The sequence below is a fragment of the Salibaculum sp. genome, from assembly GCF_035270045.1.
Lineage (GTDB): Bacteria > Pseudomonadota > Alphaproteobacteria > Rhodobacterales > Rhodobacteraceae > Salibaculum.
The window spans coordinates 119,481-143,916 of sequence record NZ_DATFIP010000076.1; the positions used below are offsets into that span (position 1 = coordinate 119,481).

Consider the following 24,436-nt stretch of genomic DNA (forward strand, 5'->3'; position numbering starts at 1 on the left):
TGATCCAATGGTTGAACCGGCCCGTTTTTACCTCGAAGGTGAACGCGAAACAGCGACCTGGGGACATCGTTTGACATCTGGCAACCCCCTGAGCGCCGTGGCTACGGATGGCGCCGGCCTCATCGTCCTCGTTGTCGAGGGCATGACGGAGCTGCGACAGCCCGATGACATCGCCCCGGCCGGGGTGAAATTCGTCGAGCCTGGGCACCTCTCCGCGCTGCTGGCCGGCGGGGCCGCGCCGTCGCTGGTGCTCTCACCGCTATGGGGGCCGGGGTTCGATGCGGTCACGATCGCCCAGACCTTGCAGGCAGAGGGCTATCGCGGCGTTTACTATGCGACCACTCGCGCCCTGCCCGACACGGGCCTTGTCCGCGCCGAGGTCGCGCGGGTGGCGCCCGATCTGGTCTTCGACCTGCTGTTGCCGCAGGACCTGGCTTGGCTCATGCGCTCTGCGCGCGGCTGATGGCCTGTCCGAATTCCGAGATGAGCAGATCCGGCTCTTCCAGACCCACCGAGACGCGGAAGAACCCTTCGCTGATCCCCAGCGCCGCGCGGCCTTCGGGCGTCAGCGCCCGATGCGAGGACGACGCCGGATGGCTGAGCGTGGTGCCGACGTCGCCCAGGGTCGGCGCAAAGGCGATGTCAGGTGCGGCGCGCGTCAGCGCGTTGGCGGCCGCGCGCCCGCCTGCCACCTCGAAGGAAAGCATGTTGCCGGGCCGGTCGCCCAGCACCGCTTGCGCGCGGTTGTGGTCGGGATGGTCCGGGCGGCCCGGATGCAGCACGCGGGTCACGCCCGGCATCTGCGCCAGCGCCTCGGCCAGCCGCGTGGCGGTCGCTTCGGCCCGGTCGTAGCGCAGCTCGAAGGAATGCAGTCCCCGTTCGGCCAGCCAGCAATCGAAGGGGCTGGGGGTGAAGCCCCAGGTTACATTGGCGGTGTAGATTTTCTCGTTCAACGCCGGGTCGCGGGCCACGGCATAGCCCAACGTCGCGTCGGAATGGCCCGCCAGCAGTTTGGTGACGGAATGAACGACGATATCGGCGCCGTGGTCGAAGGGCCGATAGCCGCGCGGCGTGGTAAAGGTATTGTCCACCACCAGCAGGATGCCACGATCCCGCGCCAGCCGCGCGATCCCCTCCATGTCGGCAATGCGGATGGTGGGGTTCGAGACGACCTCGACAAGAATCATCTTCGTGTCCGGGCGCAGCGCCGCCGCGATCCGGGCGGCATCGGTCGGGTCGGCCAGCGTCGTCTCGACGCCGAGGCGCGGCAGGTCCTCGGTCATGAGCCGCAGCGAGCGGCCATAAAGTTGGTCGCCGCCGACCACGTGGTCCCCGGCCTTGAGCAGCCCCAGGAAAACGTTGCCGATGGCGCCCATCCCCGAACCGGCAATGATGCCCCCCGTGGCCCCCTCCAGCCGGTCGATCTTCTGCGCCAGCACGGTGGCGTTGGGGTGGCCTTCGCGCGCGTAGGTATAGCCGGAGGCCTCGGCGTATTGCCGGTCCAGTGCATCGGGGTCGGGCGAGGCGTAGACGACCGAGGGCTGAAGCGGCGTGACCACGGGGCTCGAGGTGCTGTCGGGCCAGGGCGTGCGGCGCACGATGGAGTCGGACATGCTCAAACCTCTTTCAGATCGGCGCGGAACCGTGCGGCGTTGTCCTGGTAATGCAGCGCCGAGGCGGTCAGCCCCTCGATCGCGTCGGCGTCCAGCGCGCGCACCACCTTGCCCGGCGCCCCCAGGACGAGCGAACCGTCGGGGATCTCCTTTCCTTCTGTGACCAGTGCCCCCGCCCCGATCAGGCAGTTGCGACCGATCACTGCGCCATTAAGGACGGTCGCGCCCATGCCCACCAGCGAATTGTCCCCGATGGTGCAGCCATGCAGCATGACCTTGTGGCCGATGGTGCAGTTCTCCCCGATGGTCAGCGGCAGGCCGATGTCAGTGTGGCATACACAGTTTTCCTGAACATTGGTCCCCGCGCCCACCACGATGGGTTCGTTGTCGCCCCTCAGCGTGGTCCCGAACCAGACTGAGGCGCGCGGGCCCAGCACCACCTGTCCGATCAGGTGGCAGCCAGGGGCGATCCAGGCGGTCGCGTCGATCTCGGGGGCGTGGCCGTCCAGGGCATACAGGGTCATGACATCTCCTCGAATTCGCGGTGCAGTCGCCGGACATGGCCGACGAGGTCAGGCTGTTGCTCTCGGCGCAGGCGCTCGGCGCTGACGATCGTCTTCAGCCGATCCTCGGTCCGGTCAAGGTCGTCGTTGATCAGCACGTAATCGTAGGCGTCCCAGTGCGAAATCTCGTCCCAGCTTTTCTGCATCCGCCGGGCGATGGTCGCTGCGTCATCCTGGCCGCGGCTGCGCAGGCGATGGGCCAGTTCCGCGATCGAGGGCGGCAGCAGGAAGATCGACAGCACGTTGTCCTTGAGCGGGGAATTGCGGATTTGCTGCGCGCCCTGCCAGTCGATGTCGAAGAGCACGTCGCAGCCCTCTTCGATCGCGTCGCGCACGGGCGGAAGCGGCGAGCCGTAGTGGTTGCCGAAAACATGGGCATGTTCCAGCATCTCGCCTTCGGCCACCATGCGCTTGAACGCGGCCTCGGACCGGAAGTGGTATTCGCGGCCATCCACCTCCGAGGGGCGCGGTTCCCGGGTGGTGGCCGAGACGGAAAACCGGATCGTGTCGTCCCAGGCACGCAGCCGGTTCGAGAGGGTCGATTTCCCCGCGCCCGAGGGCGAGGACAGGATGATGAGAAGGCCGCGTCTGGGCATGGCTACTCCACGTTCTGGGTCTGCTCGCGCATCTGGTCGATCACCGCCTTGAGGTCCAGCCCGATGCGGGTCACCGTCTTGTCCTGCGCCTTGGAACACAGGGTATTGGCCTCGCGGTTGAATTCCTGCGCCAGGAAATCGAGCTTGCGGCCCACGGCGCCGCCCTGCCCCAGCAAGTCGCGCGCCGCCTGCACATGGGCGCGCAGGCGGTCCAACTCTTCGGTCACGTCGGCCTTGACCGCCACGAGGGCCAGTTCCTGTGCCAGGCGGTCCTCGTCCAGCGGGGCGCCCTCGGCCGTGATCCGGTCCAGGGCGCGGCGCAGGGCGGCGCGGGTCTGCTCGGCGCGGGCGGGCAACTGCGCCTCGGCCTGCGCGACAAGCGCCTCGATCTCGTCGACCTGAGCGGCTAGAACGGCGGCGAGCGCCGCGCCCTCACCCTCGCGCATGGTATCGAAGTCAGCGATCAGCCTGTCGAGATCTGTCAGAAGCGCGGGCACCAGGCTCGTGTCTGTCTCGGGCAGGGCATGGGTCAGAACACCGCGTTGCGCCAGCACGTCGGCCGCCGTGGGCTGGCCCAGCGTCACGCCCATGCCGACGGCGCGGGTCTGCACCGCGTCCAGCGCGTCCAGCACGCGGGTCAGTTCGTCGTTGTCCAGCGTGGGGCCTTGCGCGGCGTCGGACCGCGCCAGCTTGAGAGCCAGGGTCACGTTGCCCCTGGTCAGCGCCGCGGCAAGCCGCTTGCGTGCCTCGGCCTCCAGCCCCTCGACTCCGTCTGGCAGGCGCAGGCGCAGTTCCAGCCCGCGTCCATTGACGCCGCGCAGGTCCCAGGACCAGCCGACGGGGCCGAGGCTGCCTGAACGGCTGGCGAAGGCGGTCATGGAACGGATCACGCGGGGCTTCCCTGGCGGTGTCGGATGTCGGCGCACCTAACGGCAAAGCCGGGCCAAGGGCAAGCCCGGGCCGAGGGTGCCCCGCCCGCTGCCGTTAACCCTTTAAGGTTTTAGATAGGGAAAATTGGACGAAAAGACGGTATAAATGTCGTTGACAACAGCAGGAGGAAAACAGCCATGGCACGGTTCTGGAATACCGATGGTCACAATGCGCGGAACCGGTCGGGCGCCGACTTCATGGTGACCAACCCCACCGCCCTGGTCGAGCTGGAGTCCTACTGGCGGGGCCTTGCGCCCGCGGGTCGGGTGCCACGGCGCAGCGCCCTTGATCCCGCGCTCATCGGCGACGTGATCGAGGACGCGCTGATCCTGGAACGGGTGGCCCCGGGGGTGGCGCGCATCCGTGTCGCGGGCCAGCGCATCGCCGTCCTGGCAGGGTCCGAGCCGCGCGGCATGCCGCTTTCGGTGCTTTTCACCCCCGGGGATCGCGGCCGGCTGGCCACCCAGGTCGAAGTCGCCTTCCGGATGCCCTCGGTGGTGGAATTGCCGCTGCGGGCCGCGCGGGCACCGGGGCGGCCGGCACTGTCGGGCCGGCTGCTGCTGTTGCCGCTGTGTGACGATGCCGGAAGCGTTTCGCGGTGCCTCTGCGCACTGGTGGCCGATGGCAATCCCGGCGGGGGCCCCCGCCGGTTCAGCATACTGGACGACCCGAGCATCCGCCACGAACCGCTGGACCGCGCCCCGCTCGACCCGCCCCGCCGGCGCCCGGCCGCTGGCGGCCCTGCGCTGCGGCTGGTGGTCGACAACGCCTGAGAGGCGTCCCCTCAGCCGGTGGCGGCGCTGGCGACCGACTGGCGCCGCGCAGACAGCTCCTCGGCCACGAGGAAGGCAAGCTCCAGCGACTGCGAAGCATTGAGCCGCGGATCGCAGGCGGTGTGATACCTGTCGGACAGGTCTTCCTCGGTGACGGCACGGACGCCGCCGGTGCACTCGGTCACGTCGTCGCCGGTCATCTCGAAATGCACGCCGCCGGGGATCGACCCTTCGGCATTGTGCACGGCGAAGAACTCGCGCACCTCGCGCAACACGCTGTCGAATGGCCGGGTCTTGTAACCGGTCGAGGACTTTATGGTGTTGCCGTGCATCGGGTCGCAGGTCCAGACGACCTCGGCCCCCTCTTCCTGCACCGCCTTGATCAGCCGCGGCAGGTGTTCGCCAACCGCCCCCGCGCCGAAGCGGGTGATGAGCGTCAGACGGCCCGGTTCATTGTCGGGGTTGAGCTTGGCCATGAGCGCCTTGAGATGGCCCACGGTCATGCTCGGCCCGCATTTCAGGCCGATCGGGTTCTGCACACCGCGCAGGAATTCGACATGGGCGCCATCGGGCTGGCGCGTGCGGTCCCCGATCCAGAGGAAATGCCCGGACCCGGCCAGCCATTGGCCCGAGGTGCTGTCGAGCCGCGTCAGCGCCTCTTCGTATTCAAGCAGCAGCGCCTCGTGGCTGGTGTAGAAATCCACCGTGGCCAGTTCATGGTTGTTGTCGCCGTTCAGCCCGGCCGCATTCATGAAGTCCAGCGCATCGCCGATACGCGCCGCCAGTTCGCGGTATTTCTGCGCCTCGCCGCCGTCGGTGAACCCCAGCGTCCACTGGTGAACCCGGTGCACGTCGGCGAAACCGCCCGTCGAAAAGGCGCGCAGCAGGTTCAGCGTGCCCGCCGCCTGGGTATAGGCACGCAACATCTTGCCCGGGTCGGGACTGCGGGATGCCGGCGTGAAGTCCAACTCGTTGATGATGTCGCCGCGATAGCTGGGCAGTTCCTGGCCGTCGACCGTTTCGGTCGGAGCAGAGCGCGGCTTGGCGAACTGCCCGGCCATGCGCCCGACCTTCACCGTGGGCACCTTGGCACCGTAGGTCAGCACCATGGCCATCTGCAACATCACCTTGAAGGTGTCGCGGATATGGTCGGCGTCGAAGTCGGCAAAGCTCTCGGCGCAGTCGCCGCCCTGCAGCAGGAAGGCCTCTCCGCGCGACACCGCGGCGAGTTCGGCTTTCAGCCGCCGCGCCTCGCCGGCGAAGACCAACGGCGGATAGGAAGACAACCGGCCCTCGACCTTGGCCAGGGCCGCGTCGTCGGTATAGTCCGGCATTTGCACCCGCGGCTTGTCGCGCCAGTCGGACTTCGTCCATTCCGCCATTGTCTTCGCTCCGGATAAGGCCCCGCCGCACGATGGGTGCGCGGGGGGCGATTACGATACGCGGCGCTTATAGCGATCACGGCGCGCGGGGCCAATGGCATTTTCCCGGCTTTCCATGATGCAAGTGGTCTGCTTGCCTCTTGAACCGCGGGCGCAAAGGTGGTCATGTCCTGCGTCAACTTGGCAGGGACGGGCTGATGGACCGCAGGCAAACGATCGACGTGAAGACTGACCCGGGCGTGCGCCGGCGTTTCGTTTTCCTGATGCTGGAGGAGTTCACGCTGCTGTCCTTCGCGGCGGCTGTGGATTGCCTGCGCATCGCCAACCTCATGGCCGGCCGGGAGCTTTACACCTGGGCGCTTGCGGCGGATGGCGGTGGAACGGTCGCCTCGGCCGGAGGGGTCAGCTTCAACGTGGACATGGATCTCGAAGAATTGCGCCGCGACGACTACCTGCTGGTCTGCGGCGGACGTGACGTGCAGTCGGCCACGACCAAGCGGATCGTCAGCTGGCTGCGCCGCGAGGCCCGGCGCGGCATCGTGATCGGCGGGCTGTGCACCGCCGCCCATACCCTGGCCCGGGCCGGGCTGCTGGACGACAAGCGCGCCACCATCCACTGGGAAAACCAGGACAGCTTCGCCGAGGAATTTCCCGACGTGAACCTGACCAAGTCGGTCTTCATCAAGGACGGCAACCGCTGGACCACCGCCGGGGGCACCTCCTCGATCGACCTGATGCTGCAGGTGATCGCCGACCAGTATGGCGAGGAGCTGGCCAGTTCCGTGGCCGATCAGCAAATCTATTCCTCGATCCGCACCGACCAGGACACGCAGCGGCTGTCGATCCCCACCCGGATCGGTGTGCGCCACCCCAAGCTGAGCCGCGTGATCCAGATGATGGAACAGAATATCGAGGAGCCGATCAGCCCGGCGCTGCTGGCCAAGGAGGTGGGCATGTCGACCCGGCAACTTGAACGTCTGTTCCGGCGCTACCTCAACCGCAGCCCGAAACGGTACTACATGGAACTGAGGCTGCAAAAGGCGCGCAACCTGCTGATGCAGACGGACATGAGCGTCATCAACGTCGCGCTGGCCTGCGGCTTTGCCTCGCCGTCGCATTTCTCGAAGTGCTACCGGTCGCATTACAACACCACGCCCTACCGCGAGCGCGGCGCGCAGGCGGCGCGACTGTCGATCTGAGGTGGCAGGTGCGACAGGCCCGCTACGGCTTTTCTTTTCGCGAATCGGCGCCTAATCTCGACGCTGGAGAAACCTGTTCCAATTGGGAGTTAAGAACATGAAAAAACTACTCATGGCCGCGTCGGCCAGCGCCCTGGTCGCCGGTGCCGCCCATGCCGAGGCACATGGTGACACCGTCAAGATCGGCGTCATCCTCGGGTTTACCGGGCCCATCGAATCCCTCACCCCGCAGATGGCCGATGCCGCCGAACTGGCGATGACCGAGGTCAACGATGCCGGCGGGGTGCTGGAGGGCATGATGCTGGAATCCGTGCGCGCCGACAGCACCTGCATCGACAACGGCGCGGCCACCGCCGCAGCCGAGCGCCTCGTGACCGGCGACGGCGTGGTCGCGATCATGGGAGCGGACTGCTCCGGCGTGACCGGCGCGGTTCTGGCCAACGTGGCCGTGCCCAACGGCGTGCCGATGATCTCGCCCTCGGCGACCTCTCCGGGCCTGACCACCGCCGAGGACAACGGCCTGTTCTTCCGCACCGCGCCCTCGGATGCGCGGCAGGGCGCAGTGCTGGCCGACATCCTTGCCGACAAGGGCATCACCGAGGTCGCCGTGACCTTCACCAACAACGACTACGGCAAGGGGTTGTCCAACAGCTTCATTTCCAGCTTCGAGGAAGACGGCGGCATCGTGACCATCTCGGCCGCCCACGAGGATGGCAAGGCCGACTACTCGGCCGAAGTCGCCGCCATGGCGTCGGCCGGCGGCGAGGTGCTGGTGGTCCTGGGCTATGCCGACCAGGGTGGCCCGGGCGTGATCCGCAGCGCGCTGGACAGCGGCGCCTTCGACACCTTCATGATGGGCGACGGCATGTTCGCCGACAGCCTGATGGAGTCGCTGGGCAGCGATATGGAAGGCTCCTTCGGGGCGGTGCCGTGGTCGCAGGGCGCGGGCGCCGAGGCCTTCACCGAGATCACCGAAGCCGCCGGCATCAACGGCGACAGTTCCTTCACCCGTGAAAGCTATGACGCCGCGGCGCTTCTGGCCCTGGCGATGGAAGCGGGCGGTGCGGCCGACAGCGCCACCATCGCCGAGAACGTGCTGGCGGTTGCCAACGCCCCGGGCGAGGAAATCCTGCCCGGTGAACTGGGCCGCGGGCTCGAGATCCTGGCCGAGGGTGGCGAGATCGACTACGTCGGCGCCACCAACGTCGAACTGATCGGCCCCGGTGAGGCCGCGGGCACCTACCGCGAATACACCGTCACCGATGGCGACTACGAGACCGTGCAGTTCCGCTGAGAACGGCACGACCTGACGGCGCGGCGCGGGGGCAACCCCGCGCCGCTTGCCACGGGAAAGACGGGCGCGACGGCCGCCCGCGCAACGGGGATAACGGGGATACTGGGGGACAGCCGCAATGATCAGGGTCGAGAACGTCGTCAAGGCCTTTGGCGGCTTCCACGCGGTCGACGGTGCGACGCTGGAGATCTCGCAGGGCTCGATCACCGGTCTGATCGGCCCCAACGGCGCGGGAAAGACCACGCTTTTCAACGTGATCGCCGGTGTTCTTCCACCGACCTCGGGCCGGGTGACGATGCTTGGCGAGGACATCACGGGCCTGCCGCCGCACGACCTGTTCCACCGCGGCCTGCTGCGCACGTTCCAGATCGCACACGAGTTCCACTCGATGACCTGCCGCGAGAACCTCATGACGGTGCCCCCGGGCCAGTCGGGAGAGACGCTCTGGAACACCTGGTTCGGGCGCAAGCGGATCGCGGAGGAGGAACGCGCGCTGCGCGCCAAGGCCGACGAGGTGCTGGAATTTCTGACCATCGAACACCTGGCCGACCACCCCGCCGGGGCCGTGTCGGGCGGACAGAAGAAGCTGCTGGAACTGGGTCGGACCATGATGGTGAACGCGCGCGTCGTTTTCCTCGACGAGGTCGGCGCGGGGGTCAACCGCACCCTGCTCTACACGATTTCGGACACGATCAAGCGCCTGAACGAGGAGCGCGGCTATACCTTCGTCGTCATCGAGCACGACATGGATTTCATCGAACGCCTGTGCGACCCGGTCATCTGCATGGCCTCGGGAAAGGTTCTTGCCGAGGGCAGCCTGGCCGAGATCAAGGCCAACGAGCAGGTGATCGAGGCCTACCTGGGCACGGGCCTGAAAAACAAGGAGAAGCTGGGCGCATGAAGGCCGTGACGCTTGCTTTGATCGCCGCGTGGACCGGCACGCGGCCACCCCCCACGCCGCAGCGCGAAAGGTGCCCAGAATGAGCGATCCCTATTCCGGCCGTGGCAACAATGATGCCTCCATCGCCAAGCCGGGCCCCCGGTCGGAGCTGGCCGGGGCCGCAGATGGCACCGCCAAGCCGGCCCCCGGCGCGGGGCCCTTCCTGTCGGGCGCGGGCATGACCGGCGGCTACGGCAAGGGCCCCGACATCCTGCACGACTGCACCATTGCAGTGGACCGCGGCGAGATCGCGGTCATCGTCGGGCCCAACGGCGCGGGCAAGTCCACGGCCATGAAGGCGATCTTCGGGATGCTGGACCTGCGCGGCGGGCATGTCTCGCTCGATGGCGAGGATATCACGGCCCTGTCACCGCAGAACAGGGTGCGCCGGGGCATGGGGTTCGTGCCGCAGAACCGCAACATCTTTCCCTCGATGACCGTCGAGGAGAACCTCGAGATGGGCGCCTTCATCCGCGAGGACGATATCGACGCGACCATGGAGCAGGTCTTTGACCTGTTCCCGATCCTGCGCGACAAGCGCGACCAGGCGGCGGGCGAACTGTCAGGCGGACAACGCCAGCAGGTGGCCGTGGGCCGCGCCCTGATGACACGGCCCAAGGTGCTGATGCTGGACGAACCCACCGCCGGGGTCAGCCCCATCGTCATGGACGAGCTTTTCGACCGCATCATCGAGGTGGCCCGCACCGGCCTGCCGGTCATGATGGTGGAACAGAACGCCCGCCAGGCGCTGGAGATTGCCGACCACGGCTTTGTCCTCGTGCAGGGCCGCAACGCGCACACCGGCACCGGCAAGGACCTGCTGGCCGACGCCGAAGTGCGCCAGAGCTTCCTGGGGGGCTGAACGATGGACCTGATCAACGCCATCGTGGCACTTCTCAACTTCGTTCTCATCCCCGCCACCGCTTATGGCGCGCAGCTGGCGCTTGGCGCGCTGGGGGTGACGCTTATCTACGGCATCCTTCGGTTTTCCAATTTCGCCCATGGCGACACGATGGCCTTCGGGACGACGATCACCATCCTCTTCACCTGGTTGTTCCAGTCCATGGGCATCAGCTTCGGCCCGCTGCCCACCGCGCTGATCGCCCTGCCCTTCGGCATCGCGGGCTGTGCGCTGTTGCTGCTGATGACCGACCGGGTGGTCTTCAGGTTCTACCGCGCGCAAAAGGCGGTGCCGGTGATCCTCGTGATTGTCTCGATGGGGGTGATGTTCGTCTACAACGGGCTGGTGCGCTTCATCATCGGGGTCGATACCCAACGCTTCGCGGATGGCGAGCGCTTCATCATCTCGGCGCGGGATTTCAAGGAAATGACCGGGCTTGACGAGGGGCTGGCGCTGAAATCCACGCAGGCGATCACCCTGGTGGTGGCCGCCGTGGCGGTGGCGCTGCTGTTCTGGTTCCTCAACCGGACCCGCACGGGCAAGTCCATGCGCGCCTTTTCCGACAACGAGGACCTGGCCCTGCTGTCGGGGATCAACCCCGAACGGGTGGTCATGGTGACCTGGCTGATCGTCGCCGCCCTGGCCACCATCGCCGGCACGCTCTACGGGCTCGACAAGAGCTTCAAGCCCTTCACCTACTTCCAGCTCCTGCTGCCGATCTTTGCCAGCGCCATCGTCGGCGGACTGGGCAGCCCCGTGGGCGCCATCGCGGGCGGCTTCGTCATCGCCTATTCGGAGGTCATGATCACCTATGCCTGGAAAAAGGTGGCCGGCTACGTCCTGCCCGAAAGCCTCGCGCCCGATAACCTGGCCCAGCTTCTGTCCACCGACTACAAGTTCGCCGTCAGTTTCGCGATCCTCGTGGTGGTGCTGCTGTTCAAGCCCACCGGCCTGTTCAAGGGAAAATCCGTATGACCCAGTCGATGCGCGCCCCGCTGCTCTTCGCCTTCGTCGCCGCGTTGTTCCTGCTCGAGGCGACGACGGATGTCTGGATATTCTCGGGGTCCTGGAACACCGCCCTTGGCATCCTCAACATGGCGCTGGTCTCGGCCGTCATGGCGCTGGGGGTGAACCTGCAATGGGGGTTTGCCGGGCTGTTCAACGTGGGCGTGATGGGCTTCGTCGCGCTTGGCGGGCTGGCCACGGTGCTGGTTGCCATGCCGCCCTCGCCAGGGGCCTGGGCCGCCGGGGGCGTCCAGATCCTGCTGGGCCTGGTGGTGGGGGCGGCCAGTATCTTGGCCGCGATCCTGGCCTGGACCCGCCTGCCGAAGGGGCGGGTCCGTGTCCTCATCATGCTGACGATCCTCGTCGCGGGGTTCTTCCTCTACCGCTGGGTCTTTGACGCGGGCGTCGCCGCGGTCGAGGACATCAACCCCGCCGTCACAGGCAACCTTGGCGGTTTGAACCCCTGCGGAGACTACCGCGCCTGTGGCTGGATCACGATCGTCGCCTGGCCCGTGGGCGGGCTGCTGGCCGCCGGAGCGGCCTGGATCATCGGCAAGACCGCGCTCGGCCTGCGCTCGGACTACCTCGCCATCGCCACGCTGGGCATCGCCGAGATTGTCATCGCTGTGCTCAAGAACGAGGACTGGCTCAGCCGGGGCGTCAAGAACGTGATCGGCCTGCCCCGGCCCGTGCCCTACGAGGTCGACCTGCAGAACGATCCCGGATTCGTTGAACGTGCGGCGGGGCTGGGGCTCGATCCCACCATGGCCTCGACGCTCTACGTGAAATTCGGTTACGCGGTGCTCTTCACGCTGGTCCTGATCGTTATCCTGTGGCTGGCGCAAAAGGCCCTGTCCAGTCCCTGGGGGCGGATGATGCGCGCGATCCGCGACAACGAGACCGCTGCCGAGGCCATGGGCAAGGACGTCAAGGCCCGGCACCTGCAGATCTTCATCCTCGGCTCGGCGGTCTGCGGCGTGGCCGGGGCCATGATGACCACCCTGGACGGCCAGTTGACACCGGGCACTTACCAGCCGCTGCGCTTCACCTTCCTGGTCTGGGTGATGATGATCGTCGGCGGCTCGGGCAACAATTACGGCGCTGTCCTGGGGGGATTCCTGGTCTGGTGGCTCTGGGTCCAGGTCGAACCGCTGGGCGCCTGGCTGGCCGAGCTGGTCACTGGCGGCATGGCCGAAGACAACGCCTTCCGGGTCCGGATCATGGACGCGGTCGCTCACATGCGGCTCTTCACCATGGGGGTGGTCATGCTGCTCATGCTGCGATTCGCGCCCCGCGGACTGCTCCCCGAACGCTGACCGCCAAGCGCCCCTGCACGGGCTTCTTCTGGCCCCAAGTATCCCGGGGGAGCGCGAGGGGGCAGCGCCCCCTCGCCCCCGTCGGAAAGGCGCAGCCAATTCGAAACCGCTACCCCTCCAGCGCCCGCAGCCGCTTGATCAGGCTCGAGGTGTCCCAGCGCGCGCCGCCCATCGACTGGACCTCCTTGTAGAACTGGTCCACCAGGGCCGTCACCGGCAGGGCGGCCCCTGTCTCGTCGGCGGTCTTCAGGCAGATGCCCAGGTCCTTGCGCATCCAGTCCACGGCAAATCCGTGGTCGAACCGGTCCGCCAGCATTGTGGCGTGGCGGTTCTCCATCTGCCAGCTCCCGGCGGCGCCGCCGCCGATCACCTCGACCACCGCGCGGCCGTCCAGCCCTGCTTTCTCGGCGAAATGCAGCCCCTCGGACAGGCCCTGCAGCAGCCCCGCGATGCAGATCTGGTTGACCATCTTGGTCATCTGGCCCGCGCCGCTGCCGCCCAGCCGGCGGCAGAGCTTGGCATAGCTGCCGATCACCGGTTCGGCGCGGTCGTAGGCGTCTTCCTCGCCGCCGCACATCACCACCAGTTGGCCGCTCTCGGCCCCGGCCTGACCGCCCGATATCGGCGCATCCACGAAGGACAGGCCCGACCCGCGGGCAGCCGCGTCCATCTCGGCGGTGACCTGTGACGACACGGTCGTATGATCGACCAGCACCGCGCCCGGGTCCATCCCTGCAAAGGCGCCGTTCGGGCCGGTGCAGACCGCGCGCAGGTCGTCGTCGTTGCCAACGCAGGTCATGACGAACTCGGCGCCCGCCGCGGCCTCGACCGGCGTGGTTGCCAGGGTTCCACCGTGCGCGGCAACCCAGGCTTCGGCCTTGGCGGTGGTGCGGTTGTAGACGCGGACCTCGTGACCCGCCGCCGCCAGGTGACCCGCCATGGGATACCCCATGACCCCCAGCCCCAGGAATGCTGTCTTTGCCATGCGTGTCCTCCGCTTGCATCATGTCCTTGCCTGATGGATAGGTATCCAACCTGAGGTGCGCGCACCAGTCCCGATCCGGAGAAGACATGGCCGTCCTATTCCGCTGGCTCATCCGTATCGCCTCGGGCCTGGTGCTTCTTGCTCTCGCTGTGATCGCCCTGGGCTGGTATTTTGCCGCCCGCTCGCTGCCCGACTACAATGCGACGCTTGAGGTCGCGTCGATGGACGCGCCGGTCGAGATCGTGCGCGACAATGCCAATGTGCCCCATGTCTTCGGGGAAACCGACGCGGATGTCTTTCGCGCCCTCGGCCTTGCCCATGCGCAGGATCGGCTCTGGCAGATGATGATGCTGCGGCGCACGGCACAGGGCAAGCTGTCCGAACTGTTCGGCCCCCGAACGCTGGAGACCGACAAGCTGCTCCGCCGCTTCGACATCTACACGGCAGCGCGCGCCTCCGTCGGCGCGATGGACGCCGAGACGCAGGCGGCGCTGGCGGCCTATGCCGAGGGGGTCAACGCCTGGATCGGCCAGGTCAACGCGGGTGCCCGGGGCCGTGGCGCGCCCGAGATGTGGCTGTTCAACCATGCCCTGGCCCCCTGGCAGCCCGCCGACAGCGTCGCGATCGTCAAGCTCATGGCGGTGCAGCTTTCGGGCCACCTTGAAGAGGAAGTGCTGCGCGCGCGCACCTCGCTGGCGCTTGACGACCCCGCAAGGCTGGCCGACATCCTGCCCGAACACCCGGGCGGCGGGCTGGCCGCCCTGCCCGACTATGCCAGCCTGGTGCCCGACCTGCCCAAGACCCCGTCCGGCCCGCGCATGGCCGCGCGCATCGCCGAGGATCCCTTCTGGCCGATCCCGCCGCGCGGCCGCGCGGGGGCCTCGAACGCCTGGGCGGCGGGCATCAGCCGATCTGCCACCGGGGCGACGCTGCTGGCCAACGACCCGCACCTGGGGCTTGCGGCGCCGGGGCTGTTCTACCTCGCCCGGCTTGAGCTGCAGGCCGGCGGCGTCATCGGCGGCACCATCCCCGGCGTGCCGCTGGTCCTGACCGGACGCAATGCCTACCTCGGCTGGGGAATCACCTCCTCCTATCTGGACGACCAGGATCTCTTCATCGAAGAAGTGAACCCCGCCAACGCCGCGCAATACCGCACGCCCGGTGGCTGGGCCGATTTCGAGACCCGAGACAGCGTCATCCGTATCGCGGACCAGGCCCCCGTCACGATCCAGTTGCAATGGACGCGGAACGGTCCGGTCCTTTCCCCAGACCAGTTCGACCTGCGCGAAATTCGACCGCCCGGCCACGTCGTCGCCCTGGGCTGGACCGCGCTGTCGCATGACGACACCACGATAGAGGCCGGGATGGACCTGATGCGCGCACGCACGGTCGAGGCCGGCATTGCCGCGGGCCAGGGCTTCGTGGCCCCCGCCCAGGTTCTGACACTTGCCGATCGCAACACCGTGGGCATGAAGCTGATCGGCCATGTTCCAGCCCGCGACCCGGACCACGTGACCAAGGGCCGCATGCCGCATTTCGGCTATATGGCGGAAAACCGTTGGCAGGGCCGCCGGCCTTACGCTGACAACCCCGGATGGGTGGCCCCCGCAGGCGGCATCGTCGGCAACACCAACAACAAGATCACCGATGCCCCCTTCCCGGCCCACGTCAGCCACACATGGGGCGACAGCCAGCGCATCAACCGCTGGCGCCGATTGATGCAGGAGCGACGGGTCCATACCCGCGAAAGTTTCATCGAGGCGCAGCTCGATACGGTGTCTTTCACCGCGCGGTCGCTGCTCCCGCTGATCGGCGCGGACCTGTGGTTCACCGGCGAAGCGGCCGCTGACGGCACGCCGCAGCGGCTGCGCCAGCTGGCGCTGGAGCTTCTGTCAGAGTGGAACGGCGAGATGAACGAGCACCTTCCCGAGCCGCTTATCTACGCCGCCTGGCTGCGGGAATTGCAAAAGCGCCTGATCCGCGACGACCTGGGACCGCTGGCCGATGAATTCACCCACGTGGAGCCGCTCTTCATCGAGCGGGTCTTCCGCGACGTGGACGGCGCGGCGGCCTGGTGCGACATCAGCCGGTCGGCACCGCGGGAAACCTGCACCGACATTGCCCGACTGGCGCTGGACGACGCGCTGGTCTGGATTGCCGAACGCTACGGAGACAACCTGGATTCCCTGCGCTGGGGCGATGCCCACGAGGCCACACACGATCACCCCGTCCTGGGCGAGGCGCCGTTGCTCAACTGGTTCGTCAACATTCGCCAGTCCACCAGCGGTGGCGACAACACGCTGATGCGCGGGCGCACCGCCGGGACTGGGCCAAGCCCCTTCCTGAACGTTCATGCCGCCGTCTATCGCGGGGTCTACGATTTCGCCGATCCCGACAGTTCGGTCTTCATCACCTCGACCGGGCAGTCGGGTCATCCGCTGTCGCGCTATTACGACGACCTGAGCGAGTTGTGGCGGCGCGGCGAGTATATCCCGATGTCGCTGGACCCGGCGCTGGCCCGGGCCGGCGCAGTGGGGATCACCGTGCTGGAGCCGCTGCAGTAAGGGCGGCGCGACAGCCATGGCCCCGTGGGTCGCGACAGTCCCTGACCCTGGGCATACCTACAGCCTCTCGAAGCGTGCCTTTTGCCGCGCGGTCCAGTTGACCCGCAGGTGATAGCCGTCATCGTCGGTGCGCTCGGCCTCGACAATGCCTTCCTCGTGCAGCCAGGCCCGCTTGCGCGCCTGCGCATAAGGCAACACCAGGTCCTCGGTCGTCCGGGGGGCGCTCAACCGCTCGGACACGCGCTCAAGCATTGGCCGCAGCCCCCGCCCGGTCACCGCCGAGGTCAGGAAGATATCCGGGTCGCGATCGGCGCGGGCCTCCAGAGCGTCCGCCACCTCGATGTCCAGCAGATCGCCCTTGTTCCAGACCTCGATGAGCGGCGTGGCCTCGGTCACGCCCATGTCAGACAGAATCGTCATGACCTGCGCGCGCTGGCTCTCGGTCTCGGGGTGGCTGATGTCGCGGACATGCACGATCACATCAGCCTCCAGCACCTCTTCCAGGGTGGCGCGGAAGGCGGCAACCAGCTGTGTCGGCAGGTCGCTGATGAAGCCCACCGTATCGGACAGGATGACCTCGTCGCCGGTTTCCAGCTCGACCTTGCGCATGGTCGGGTCCAGCGTCGCGAAAAGCATGTCCTTGGCCATCACCTGCGCCCCGGTCAGCCGGTTGAACAGCGTGGACTTGCCCGCGTTGGTATAGCCGACCAGCGCCACGATCGGGAACGGCACCTTGGCGCGGGCGGCCCGGTGCAGCTTGCGGGTCTTGACCACCTTGTCGAGCTGCTTGCGCAGACGGTTGAGCTGCTCGTCGATGGCCCGGCGGTCGGCCTCGATCTGGGTTTCGCCCGGCCCCCCCACGAAGCCCAGGCCGCCGCGCTGGCGTTCCAGGTGGGTCCAGGCCCGGACCAGCCGCGTGCGCTGGTAGGACAGATGGGCCATCTCGACCTGGAGCACGCCTTCGCGCGTGCGGGCGCGATCCGAGAAGATTTCGAGGATCAGGCCCGTTCGGTCCAGCAGCTTGGTTTCCAGAGCCCGTTCCAGGTTGCGCTGCTGGACCGGGCTGACCGGCCCGTCGACCAGCACCAGACCCGCCCCCGCGGCCTTGATGCGCGCCTTGAGTTCCTCGATCTTGCCCGATCCGAAAAGCGTGCCAGGATGGACCTTGTTCAGTGGCACGACCTCCGACCCCGCAACCTCCAGGTCGGGCAGCGCCACGGCCAACGATACGGCCTCCTCAAGCGCCGGGCCGGGGGCGTTACGATCGGGGTTCGTGCGGATGTCGGGGTGAACGACATAGCCCCGCGTTACGGGCCGGTCGTCCTCCAATTATTCTTCACCGTCGTAAAGATTGATCGGCGTGGCCGGCATGATGGTGCTGATGGCGCCCTTGTAGACCAGCTGTGACTGGCCGTCGCGGCGCAGCAGCACGCAGAAGCTGTCGAACCAGGTGATGATGCCCTGCAGCTTGACCCCGTTGACCAGGAAGATCGTGACCGAGATCTTGGACTTGCGCACATGATTGAGAAAGGCATCCTGCAGGTTCTGCTTGTCGTTGGCCATCTTGTCCTGTCCCTTGTTCTTGTTGCCGCGGATCGGCGCCGGAATTCGCGTTCAGTATGTCGCGCAGATGCCGGAGTTTCCAGCCCAAATTGTTGCGCCAGGCTACCGGCGCCAGAATTCGGGGTTGAGCAGGGCGATGATGGCCAGGGCTTCCAGCCGGCCCAGAATCATCGCCAGGGCCAGCACCGTCTTGGACAAATCCGTCAGCCCGGCGTACGAGATCGGGTCCTCTGCCCCGACCACCGCCAGCGGCCCGGTGGTCGACAGCGCCGAGACCGCAAGCACCATGGCCGTTTCGAACTGCACGCCCGTCAGGGACAGCAGCACCATTACCCCGGCAATGGACATTGCGAAGATCATGAAGAAGATCCACGCGATCTGCGCCCCTTGCCGCCGGATGCGCCTGGCGTGCGCGCCCGCGCCGCCGACCGAGGACGGATGGACCAGCCGCTGCAGTTCCCGCTGCGAGTGCTTGTAGAGCGCGTAGACCCGCAACAGCTTGATCCCGCCTGCCGTGGTGGCCACCCCACCGCCGATCACCGTCAGCCCCACGAGTATCAGCCCCGGGGTGGACAGGCCCGACCAGCTTTGGGTGACGGGCCATTGCGAGGATTCGAACCCGGCGGTGGTCATGAAGGACAGGAACGTGAACACGCCGCCCCAGGCCGCGGCAAGTGCCGTCAGCGCGCTGCTGTCTGCCCCGTCGGAGCCCATCTCGAAGACGTGGCGTGCCAGCAGCGCCAAGGTCAGAAGGCCGATCAGCGTCAGCCCGAAGCGCAGCTCGGCGTCGCGGGTCACGACCGAACGCGGGTCCTCGCCCGGGGCGCGGGTGAATGTCAGGTGCGACAGCGCGAAAAGCAGGAACAGGGCGATCATTACCTCGCCGGCGATCCCGGCCGAGGAATAATAGATCCCCCCGACGGGCGAAATGCCCGAGGTCGAAAGCGTCGCCATGGCATGGCACAATGCGACGAAGGGCACCTCGCCGGCCACGGTCAGTCCCAGCCAGAGCAGCAGTGTCAGCCCGGTGTAAAGCGGCACGAACCGCAGGATGTAGCGGGCCAGACGTTCGGGCGGTTCAACGCTGCTGCCGATCCGGGCATGGTGGTCCTCGCCGGCCTCGGCCGTGCCCTGCTGGTAGACCTCGAAGCCCCCGAGGTTCAGTGGCAGCAGCACCGCCATGGCCGCGATCCACATCAGAAGGCCGCCCATCCAGCCCACCAGCGACCGCCACAGGTGCACCGAGCGCGGCAGGCTGCGCGGGTTGTCCCAGAGCGTGGCCCCCGTCGTGGTGAAGCCCGAGACCATCTCGAACCAACCGTCGATCAGCCGTGTGCCCGGCACGGCCTCGATGAAGGGGATGGCCAGCATGATGGGCAGGAAAACGAAGGCCGCCAGCAACGAGACCAGAAGCCCCCGCAGCCCGAAGCGTGGCTGGTGCCCCTCGGTGGCCAGCGCCACGAACAGGGTGATTACCGAGAACAGCAGGAACCCGTAGAAAAAGATCCGCATGCTCTCGTAGTCCTCGACCACCCGGGCATGGACCGCCGGCACGATCATGGCCAGCGCGCCCAGCCCCATGAGCAGCACGAAGAACGGCCTGCGCGACAGGAACCCGGCCATCAGAAGTAGTCGATCGAGACCTGGAGCATGCGCTCGACCTCGGCCACCTGCTTGGCCGTCGCGAAAATGGCGACGACGTCGCCCTCCTCGATGCGCAGCCCTCCGCGCGGCTTTTCCATGCGTCCACCCTTGAGGATGCCGCCCAGCAGCACGCCCTCGGGGAAATCCACCTCGCGCAGGGGCTTGCCCGCGATGGGCGAAGTGGTCAGCACCTGGGCCTCGATCACCTCGGCCTCGGCATCGCCGATGGAGTAGACCGAGCGCACCCTGCCGTGCCGGATATGGCTGAGGATCGAACTGACGGTGGTGGCGCGCGGGTTGATGTAGGCATCCACGTTCAGTGGCCCCATGAGCGGGACAAGCGTGGGATCGTTGGTCAGGCTGATGGCCATGGGACAGCCCAGGGCCTTGGCCCGCACCGCGGCCAGCAGGTTGGTCTTGTCATCGTCCGTCACCGCCAGCACCGCGTCCGTGGACCCGATGTTGGCCTCTTGGAGCAGCGCCGCGTCCAGCCCGTCACCGTTGAGCACGATGGTCCGTTCCAGCGCGTCGGCGGTGCGTTCGGCACGCGCCCTGTCGCGCTCGATCACCCGCACTCGGATACGGTTCTCGCGGTGTTCCAGCGCCTGGGCCACCGACAGTCCGACGTTGCCGCCGCCGATGATGACAACCCTTTCCTGCTTGGCCTGGGTCTTGCCGAAAATCTCGAGCGTGCGGGCCATGTCGCGCGTCTCGGTAAAGACATAACACTCGTCGCCGGGAAAGATCTGGTCGCCTGCACTTGGGGCAAAGAGGCTGCCCCGGCGGCGGATGCCCACGACCACGGCCTTGAGCGTGGTGAACAGGTCCGACAGCTGGCGCAGCGGGGTGTTGATGACGGGGCAATCGGCTTCGATATGGATTCCCAGCAACTGGGCGTTGCCCTCCAGGAAGCTTTCCGTGTCGAAGGCCGCAGGGGCCGCCAGCCGTTGCAGGGCGGCCTCGGCCACCTCGCGTTCGGGGCTGATGACCACGTCTATGGGCAGGTGATCGCGGCGGTAGAGATCGGCATAGATCGCGTCCAGATAGCTTTGCGCGCGCAACCGGGCGATCTTGCGCTGGACGGCAAAGACCGAGTGCGCCACCTGGCAGGTGACCATGTTGACCTCGTCGGAATGGGTCGCGGCGATGATCATGTCCGCGTCCCGCGCACCGGCCTTGTCCAGCACGTCCGGGTAGGATGCGAAACCGGCGATCCCCTGCACATCGAGCGTGTCGGTCGCGCGGCGGATCAGCTCGGCATTGTTGTCGACAACCGTCACGTCGTTCTTTTCCGAGGCAAGGTGCCGGGCGATCTGCCAGCCCACCTGCCCGGCGCCACAGATGATGACCTTCATGCCTGGTCCCTCGCTAGAGCGTCACCGCGTCGTGACAGAGCCCACATTGACGGTCAAGGCGGCCCGGTCAAGCCGGCCCGGTGTCCTCAGCCTTCGATCTCGTCCACGTGAGCGACCCGCGCGCCCGCCTTGTTCGACGTGACGACACCCAAAGATTTCAGCTTGCGGTGCAGGGCCGACCGTTCCATCCCAACGAAATTCGCGGTCCTGCTGATATTGCCGCCGAAGCGGTTGATCTGGGTCAGCAGGTATTCGCGCTCGAACAGCTCGCGCGCCTCGCGCAACGGCAGGGTTGCCAGCGACCCCGACAGGATCACCCGTTCCTCGTCAGCCTGTCCGGTCTCGCCCCCGGCCGGGATCTCTCGGGTGCCGATCGGGTCCTGGCTGTCGCCCAGGATCAGGATGCGTTCGACCACGTTCTTGAGCTGGCGTACATTTCCGGGCCAGGGCATGGTCTGCAACAGCGCGCCCGCCTCGTCGGACAGTGCGCGCAAGGGCAGGCCCTGCTCGGCGTGCAGGCGGGCGATGAAATACTCGGCCAGCCGCGGGATATCCTCGCGGCGTTCCTCTAGCGAAGGGACATGGATGGGCACCACGTTGAGACGGTGGTAAAGTTCCTGCCGGAAGCGGCCGGCCTCGATCTCGGCCTGAAGGTCGCGCCCGGTCGCGGAAATGACCCGCAGGTCCACCTGCACCTTGTCCGATCCTCCGACCCGCTGGAATTTCTGGTCCACCAGCACCCGCAGGATCTTGGATTGCGTGCCCTCGGGCAGGTCGGCAATCTCGTCGAAGTAAATCACGCCACCGTCTGCCTCTTCCAGCAGACCCGGTTCCATGCCGCGCCCTTCGGTTTCGCGGCCAAAGAGCATCTCCTCCATCTGGTCGGGCGCGACCGAGGCGCAATTGACGCTGACGAAGGGCGCGCCCGCGCGCTCCGACTGGGCGTGGATGTAGCGCGCCGCGGTTTCCTTGCCGCTGCCGGGCTGGCCGGTCAGCATGACCCGTCCGTTGGATTTCGTGACCTTGTCGAGTTGGCCGCGCAGGGTGCGGAAGGCGGGGCAATCGCCGATCATCTCGATCTCGCCGCTCTCTCCGCGCCGCAGTTCGAGGTTCTCGCGGCGCAGCCGGCTGGTTTCCATCGCGCGGCGGATCACCACCATCAGCTGGTCGATGTTGAAGGGCTTTTCTATGAAGTCGTAGGCGCCCTGCTTGATCGCCGCCACGGCGATCTCGATGTTGCCGTGCCCCGAGATGATGACGATGGGCACTTCGGGGTGCTCGCGCTTGACATGGGACAGGATGTCGATGCCGTCCATGGCGCTGTCCTTGAGCCAGATGTCCAGGATCATCAGCGCCGGAAGGCCCTTGCCGATCTCGGCCATGCACTCTTCCGACCCGCCCGCCAGGCGCGTGGTGAAGCCCTCGTCCCGCAGGATGTCCGAGATCAGTTCCCTGATGTCCCGTTCGTCGTCCACGATCAGAATATCGCTCATCATCCCCTCACGCTGTTTTGGTGGCCGTTGTCTCGGCGCCCGTTTCGGTTTCGGTCAGTATCGGCATGTCGATCGTGGCCATGGCGCCCCGGTGCGCGGCGCCCTCGAAGACGGGCGCATCGGTCAGGGTCAGGCTGCCGCCGTGTTCCTCTATGATCTTGCGCACGATGGGCAGGCCCAGCCCGGTGCCCTTTTCACGCGTGGTCACGTAAGGCTCGAACAGCTTGGCGCGGTTCTCGGGCAGGCCGATGCCGTTGTCGGCGATCGTGATCCGGGCGCTGGTCGCGCCGACCTCGAGCGCCACGCGGATCTCGGGGGAGAACCCCTCGGGGGCGCCCTTGTCCATCAGGCTCTCGATCGCTTCGCCGCCGTTCTTTATCAGGTTCGTCAGGGCCTGGGACAGCATGGTGCTGTCCAGGCTGGCCAGGACCGGCGGCGCGGGCAGGTCAACGCTGATGGTCACGCCCGGAAGGCCGGCTTCCTGCAGTGCGGCGGCATCACGCACCAGGCCGACGATATCATGGGTGGCGCGGTCCGGTTCGGGCATCCGGGCGAAACGAGAGAACTCATCGACGATGCGGCGCAGGTCATTGGTCTGGCGCACGATGACCTCGGTCATCTGTTCCAGCGCCTCGACCGACTCGGGCGGCACCTCGCGGCGGAACTTGCGCTTTATCCGTTCGGCCGAAAGCTGGATCGGCGTCAACGGGTTCTTGATCTCGTGAGCGATGCGGCGGGCAACGTCGCCCCAGGCCGCCATCCGCTGGGCGCTGACAAGGTCGGTGACATCCTCGAAGGCGATCACGTAGCCCTCCAGCGTGCCGCCCTCGCCCCGGCGCGGCGACATGCGCACCAGCAGGGTTTCCTGTTCGCCCCCGCGCACCAGTTCCACCTGGCCCTGTACCACGCGGCGGCCGCGTTCGGTCAGTTGCGTGAACAGTGGCGCGAACTCCGGCACCGCGACCGTCAGCGGCGTGCGTTCGGCCCCCTTGCCCACCTCCAGCAGGCGGGTGGCCGAGCGATTGACAAAGGTCACGCAGCCCTCCTGGTCCAGCCCGACAACGCCCGAAGGCACGGAACTGAGCACACTGTCGAACAGACGGCGGCGCTCCTCGATCTGGCGGGTGTTGTTCAGCAACTCCTCGCGCTGGTCGGCCAACTGTTCGGTCATCTGGTTGAAGTAGCGTCCCAGCTGGGCGATCTCGTCGTCGCCCTGTTCCTCGCGCACACGCACCGAAAGGTCCCCGGCGCCGACACGCTGCGAGGCGCCCACCAGCCGGCCCACGGGTCGCGACAGGCGCTCGGCGAACCACAGCCCCACCCAGATCGCCGCCAGGATCAGGATCACCGCGAATCCAAGGTAGATCAGGCCGAATTCGAACAGCACGCGCCCGCGTTCGTTCTCGAGCTGGCCATACAGCTCGACCGTCTCCTGTGTCTCGTCGAGCAGCGAAAGGATATCGCCGTCCACCGGACGGGTGACGTAGAGGTATCTGTCGGTGAAATTCTCCAGCGGGATCAGCGCGCGGAACTCGTTGTTGGCCCAGTCCTCGATGATGGCGATACCGTCTTCGCGGGCCTGCGCGAGGTGCGCTTCGGTCGGTTTCTCGAAGTAGAATTCGTAGGAGCGTTCGCCGCGCACCTCGATCTCGCCCGCGCCGTCCAGCACGAAGACCTCCGACAGGCCGCGCTCGATCTGCGGGGCGACGCGCGACAGGGCCTGGCGGATCTCGCCGCGCTCCATGAAGAAGGTCTGCATCCGCTGCGTGTCGAGGAAGCCGGCCAGCGCGCGGCCGTCCCGGGCCACCTCTTGTCGGTGCTCTTCTTCATAGGCCTGGGCAGCCTCGAGCGAGTTGCCGACCACGTTGCGCACCCGTTCCGAGAACCAGCCCTCGAGCCCGATGTTGATTGTCAGCACCGAAAAGACGGCGACCGCCACCGTTGGAATCAGCGCCAGAAGTCCGAAGACCCCGGTCAGCCGCAGGTGCAGCCGCGAGCCGGCCGACCGCACCCGTCGCGCGGCGATCATCGCGCTGATCCGGGCCAGCACCAGCGCCGTGACAACAAGGATATAGACCAGGTCTACCAGCAGGATAAGGCGCAGGACCTCCGTGCGGTCGGTCTGCTCCAGCGGGCGCAGCGCGGTGATGGTCGACAGGACAAGCACCGGGGCCAGCAGCACAAGCACCAGCGTCATGACGTTCTGAACTCGCCGCTTGCGCCGCCAGCGGCTGATCGTCGAAAGGTTGATGCCCAGAAGAGAGCGCCGCACGCCGGGTGCCTCGTTCATTGCCGGACCGGGGCCGGTCCCTACCGCCTG

Annotated in this window: 21 protein-coding genes; 9 read left to right on the forward strand and 12 right to left on the reverse strand. The window is 67.0% G+C overall.

The window, feature by feature from the left end:
• The first annotated feature begins 7 nt into the window (after window positions 1-7).
• A complete protein-coding gene (locus tag VJ897_RS12890) occupies window positions 8-463 on the forward strand; it encodes a hypothetical protein (RefSeq protein ID WP_324056094.1) in 456 nt (151 codons plus the stop codon).
• On the opposite strand, the gene VJ897_RS12895 is transcribed toward VJ897_RS12890, so the two are convergent.
• From VJ897_RS12895 to VJ897_RS12910, 4 genes are read right to left on the reverse strand one after another with little or no spacing between them, the layout of a single operon-like run.
• Window positions 441-1,613 carry a trans-sulfuration enzyme family protein gene (locus VJ897_RS12895; protein WP_324056095.1) on the reverse strand — a complete coding sequence of 391 codons (1,173 nt, stop codon included), beginning with the start codon at window positions 1,611-1,613 and terminating at the stop codon, window positions 441-443. The two genes, VJ897_RS12890 and VJ897_RS12895, sit on opposite strands and share 23 nt — an antisense overlap.
• Window positions 1,614-1,615: 2 nt before the next feature.
• On the reverse strand, window positions 1,616-2,137 hold the full coding sequence (locus tag VJ897_RS12900; RefSeq protein ID WP_324056096.1) for a gamma carbonic anhydrase family protein: 522 nt from the start codon (window positions 2,135-2,137) through the stop codon (window positions 1,616-1,618).
• Window positions 2,134-2,772: a guanylate kinase gene (gmk, locus tag VJ897_RS12905; RefSeq protein WP_324056097.1), complete on the reverse strand. Its 639-nt coding sequence runs from the start codon at window positions 2,770-2,772 to the stop codon at window positions 2,134-2,136. Before gmk ends, VJ897_RS12900 begins: the two co-directional genes overlap by 4 nt.
• A 2-nt stretch (window positions 2,773-2,774) precedes the next feature.
• The gene (locus VJ897_RS12910; protein WP_324056098.1) at window positions 2,775-3,662 is read right to left on the reverse strand and encodes a YicC/YloC family endoribonuclease; all 888 of its coding nucleotides are present in this window, start codon (window positions 3,660-3,662) and stop codon (window positions 2,775-2,777) included.
• Between the two features lie 177 nt (window positions 3,663-3,839).
• Here VJ897_RS12910 and VJ897_RS12915 point away from each other — a divergent pair, with 177 nt between their 5' ends.
• Window positions 3,840-4,475, forward strand: a complete 636-nt coding sequence (locus tag VJ897_RS12915; RefSeq protein ID WP_324056099.1) for a PAS domain-containing protein — start codon at window positions 3,840-3,842, stop codon at window positions 4,473-4,475.
• A gap of 11 nt (window positions 4,476-4,486) precedes the next feature.
• On the opposite strand, the gene VJ897_RS12920 is transcribed toward VJ897_RS12915, so the two are convergent.
• Window positions 4,487-5,857, reverse strand: a complete 1,371-nt coding sequence (locus tag VJ897_RS12920) for a class II 3-deoxy-7-phosphoheptulonate synthase (protein WP_324056100.1) — start codon at window positions 5,855-5,857, stop codon at window positions 4,487-4,489.
• Window positions 5,858-6,054: 197 nt separating this feature from the next.
• On the opposite strand from VJ897_RS12920, the gene VJ897_RS12925 reads away from it, so the two are divergent.
• From VJ897_RS12925 to VJ897_RS12950, 6 genes are all read left to right on the forward strand, one after another.
• Entirely contained in the window at window positions 6,055-7,056 is a 1,002-nt protein-coding gene (locus tag VJ897_RS12925) for a GlxA family transcriptional regulator (RefSeq protein ID WP_324056101.1), read from the forward strand.
• Window positions 7,057-7,153: 97 nt separating this feature from the next.
• Window positions 7,154-8,350 (forward strand): ABC transporter substrate-binding protein, encoded by a 1,197-nt coding sequence (locus VJ897_RS12930; protein ID WP_324056102.1) that lies wholly within the window; start codon window positions 7,154-7,156, stop codon window positions 8,348-8,350.
• A 118-nt stretch (window positions 8,351-8,468) separates the two neighbouring features.
• Window positions 8,469-9,251, forward strand: a complete 783-nt coding sequence (locus VJ897_RS12935; RefSeq protein WP_324056103.1) for an ABC transporter ATP-binding protein — start codon at window positions 8,469-8,471, stop codon at window positions 9,249-9,251.
• A gap of 79 nt (window positions 9,252-9,330) precedes the next feature.
• Window positions 9,331-10,152 (forward strand): ABC transporter ATP-binding protein, encoded by an 822-nt coding sequence (locus VJ897_RS12940; protein ID WP_324056104.1) that lies wholly within the window; start codon window positions 9,331-9,333, stop codon window positions 10,150-10,152.
• Between the two features lie 3 nt (window positions 10,153-10,155).
• Window positions 10,156-11,166, forward strand: coding sequence for a branched-chain amino acid ABC transporter permease (locus VJ897_RS12945; protein ID WP_324056105.1), 1,011 nt, complete (start codon window positions 10,156-10,158; stop codon window positions 11,164-11,166).
• Window positions 11,163-12,512: a branched-chain amino acid ABC transporter permease gene (locus VJ897_RS12950; protein WP_324056106.1), complete on the forward strand. Its 1,350-nt coding sequence runs from the start codon at window positions 11,163-11,165 to the stop codon at window positions 12,510-12,512. Before VJ897_RS12945 ends, VJ897_RS12950 begins: the two co-directional genes overlap by 4 nt.
• A 109-nt stretch (window positions 12,513-12,621) precedes the next feature.
• Here the strand turns inward: VJ897_RS12950 and VJ897_RS12955 are convergent, their stop codons facing one another.
• The gene (locus VJ897_RS12955) at window positions 12,622-13,497 is read right to left on the reverse strand and encodes an NAD(P)-dependent oxidoreductase (RefSeq protein ID WP_324056107.1); all 876 of its coding nucleotides are present in this window, start codon (window positions 13,495-13,497) and stop codon (window positions 12,622-12,624) included.
• Between the two features lie 86 nt (window positions 13,498-13,583).
• On the opposite strand from VJ897_RS12955, the gene VJ897_RS12960 reads away from it, so the two are divergent.
• Window positions 13,584-16,061, forward strand: a complete 2,478-nt coding sequence (locus VJ897_RS12960) for a penicillin acylase family protein (protein WP_324056108.1) — start codon at window positions 13,584-13,586, stop codon at window positions 16,059-16,061.
• A gap of 57 nt (window positions 16,062-16,118) precedes the next feature.
• Here the strand turns inward: VJ897_RS12960 and hflX are convergent, their stop codons facing one another.
• From hflX to VJ897_RS12990, 6 genes are all read right to left on the reverse strand, one after another.
• Window positions 16,119-17,390, reverse strand: a complete 1,272-nt coding sequence (gene hflX / locus VJ897_RS12965; protein WP_324056109.1) for a GTPase HflX — start codon at window positions 17,388-17,390, stop codon at window positions 16,119-16,121.
• Window positions 17,391-17,624, reverse strand: a complete 234-nt coding sequence (gene hfq / locus VJ897_RS12970) for an RNA chaperone Hfq (RefSeq protein ID WP_324056110.1) — start codon at window positions 17,622-17,624, stop codon at window positions 17,391-17,393.
• A 102-nt stretch (window positions 17,625-17,726) separates the two neighbouring features.
• The gene (locus VJ897_RS12975) at window positions 17,727-19,247 is read right to left on the reverse strand and encodes a TrkH family potassium uptake protein (RefSeq protein WP_324056111.1); all 1,521 of its coding nucleotides are present in this window, start codon (window positions 19,245-19,247) and stop codon (window positions 17,727-17,729) included.
• Window positions 19,247-20,623, reverse strand: a complete 1,377-nt coding sequence (trkA, locus tag VJ897_RS12980; RefSeq protein ID WP_324056112.1) for a Trk system potassium transporter TrkA — start codon at window positions 20,621-20,623, stop codon at window positions 19,247-19,249. The genes VJ897_RS12975 and trkA overlap by 1 nt, the downstream gene beginning before the upstream one ends.
• Before the next feature lie 86 nt (window positions 20,624-20,709).
• Window positions 20,710-22,116 (reverse strand): nitrogen assimilation response regulator NtrX, encoded by a 1,407-nt coding sequence (ntrX, locus tag VJ897_RS12985; RefSeq protein ID WP_324056113.1) that lies wholly within the window; start codon window positions 22,114-22,116, stop codon window positions 20,710-20,712.
• A 7-nt stretch (window positions 22,117-22,123) separates the two neighbouring features.
• Entirely contained in the window at window positions 22,124-24,406 is a 2,283-nt protein-coding gene (locus VJ897_RS12990; RefSeq protein WP_324056114.1) for a sensor histidine kinase NtrY-like, read from the reverse strand.
• Window positions 24,407-24,436: the final 30 nt, after the last annotated feature.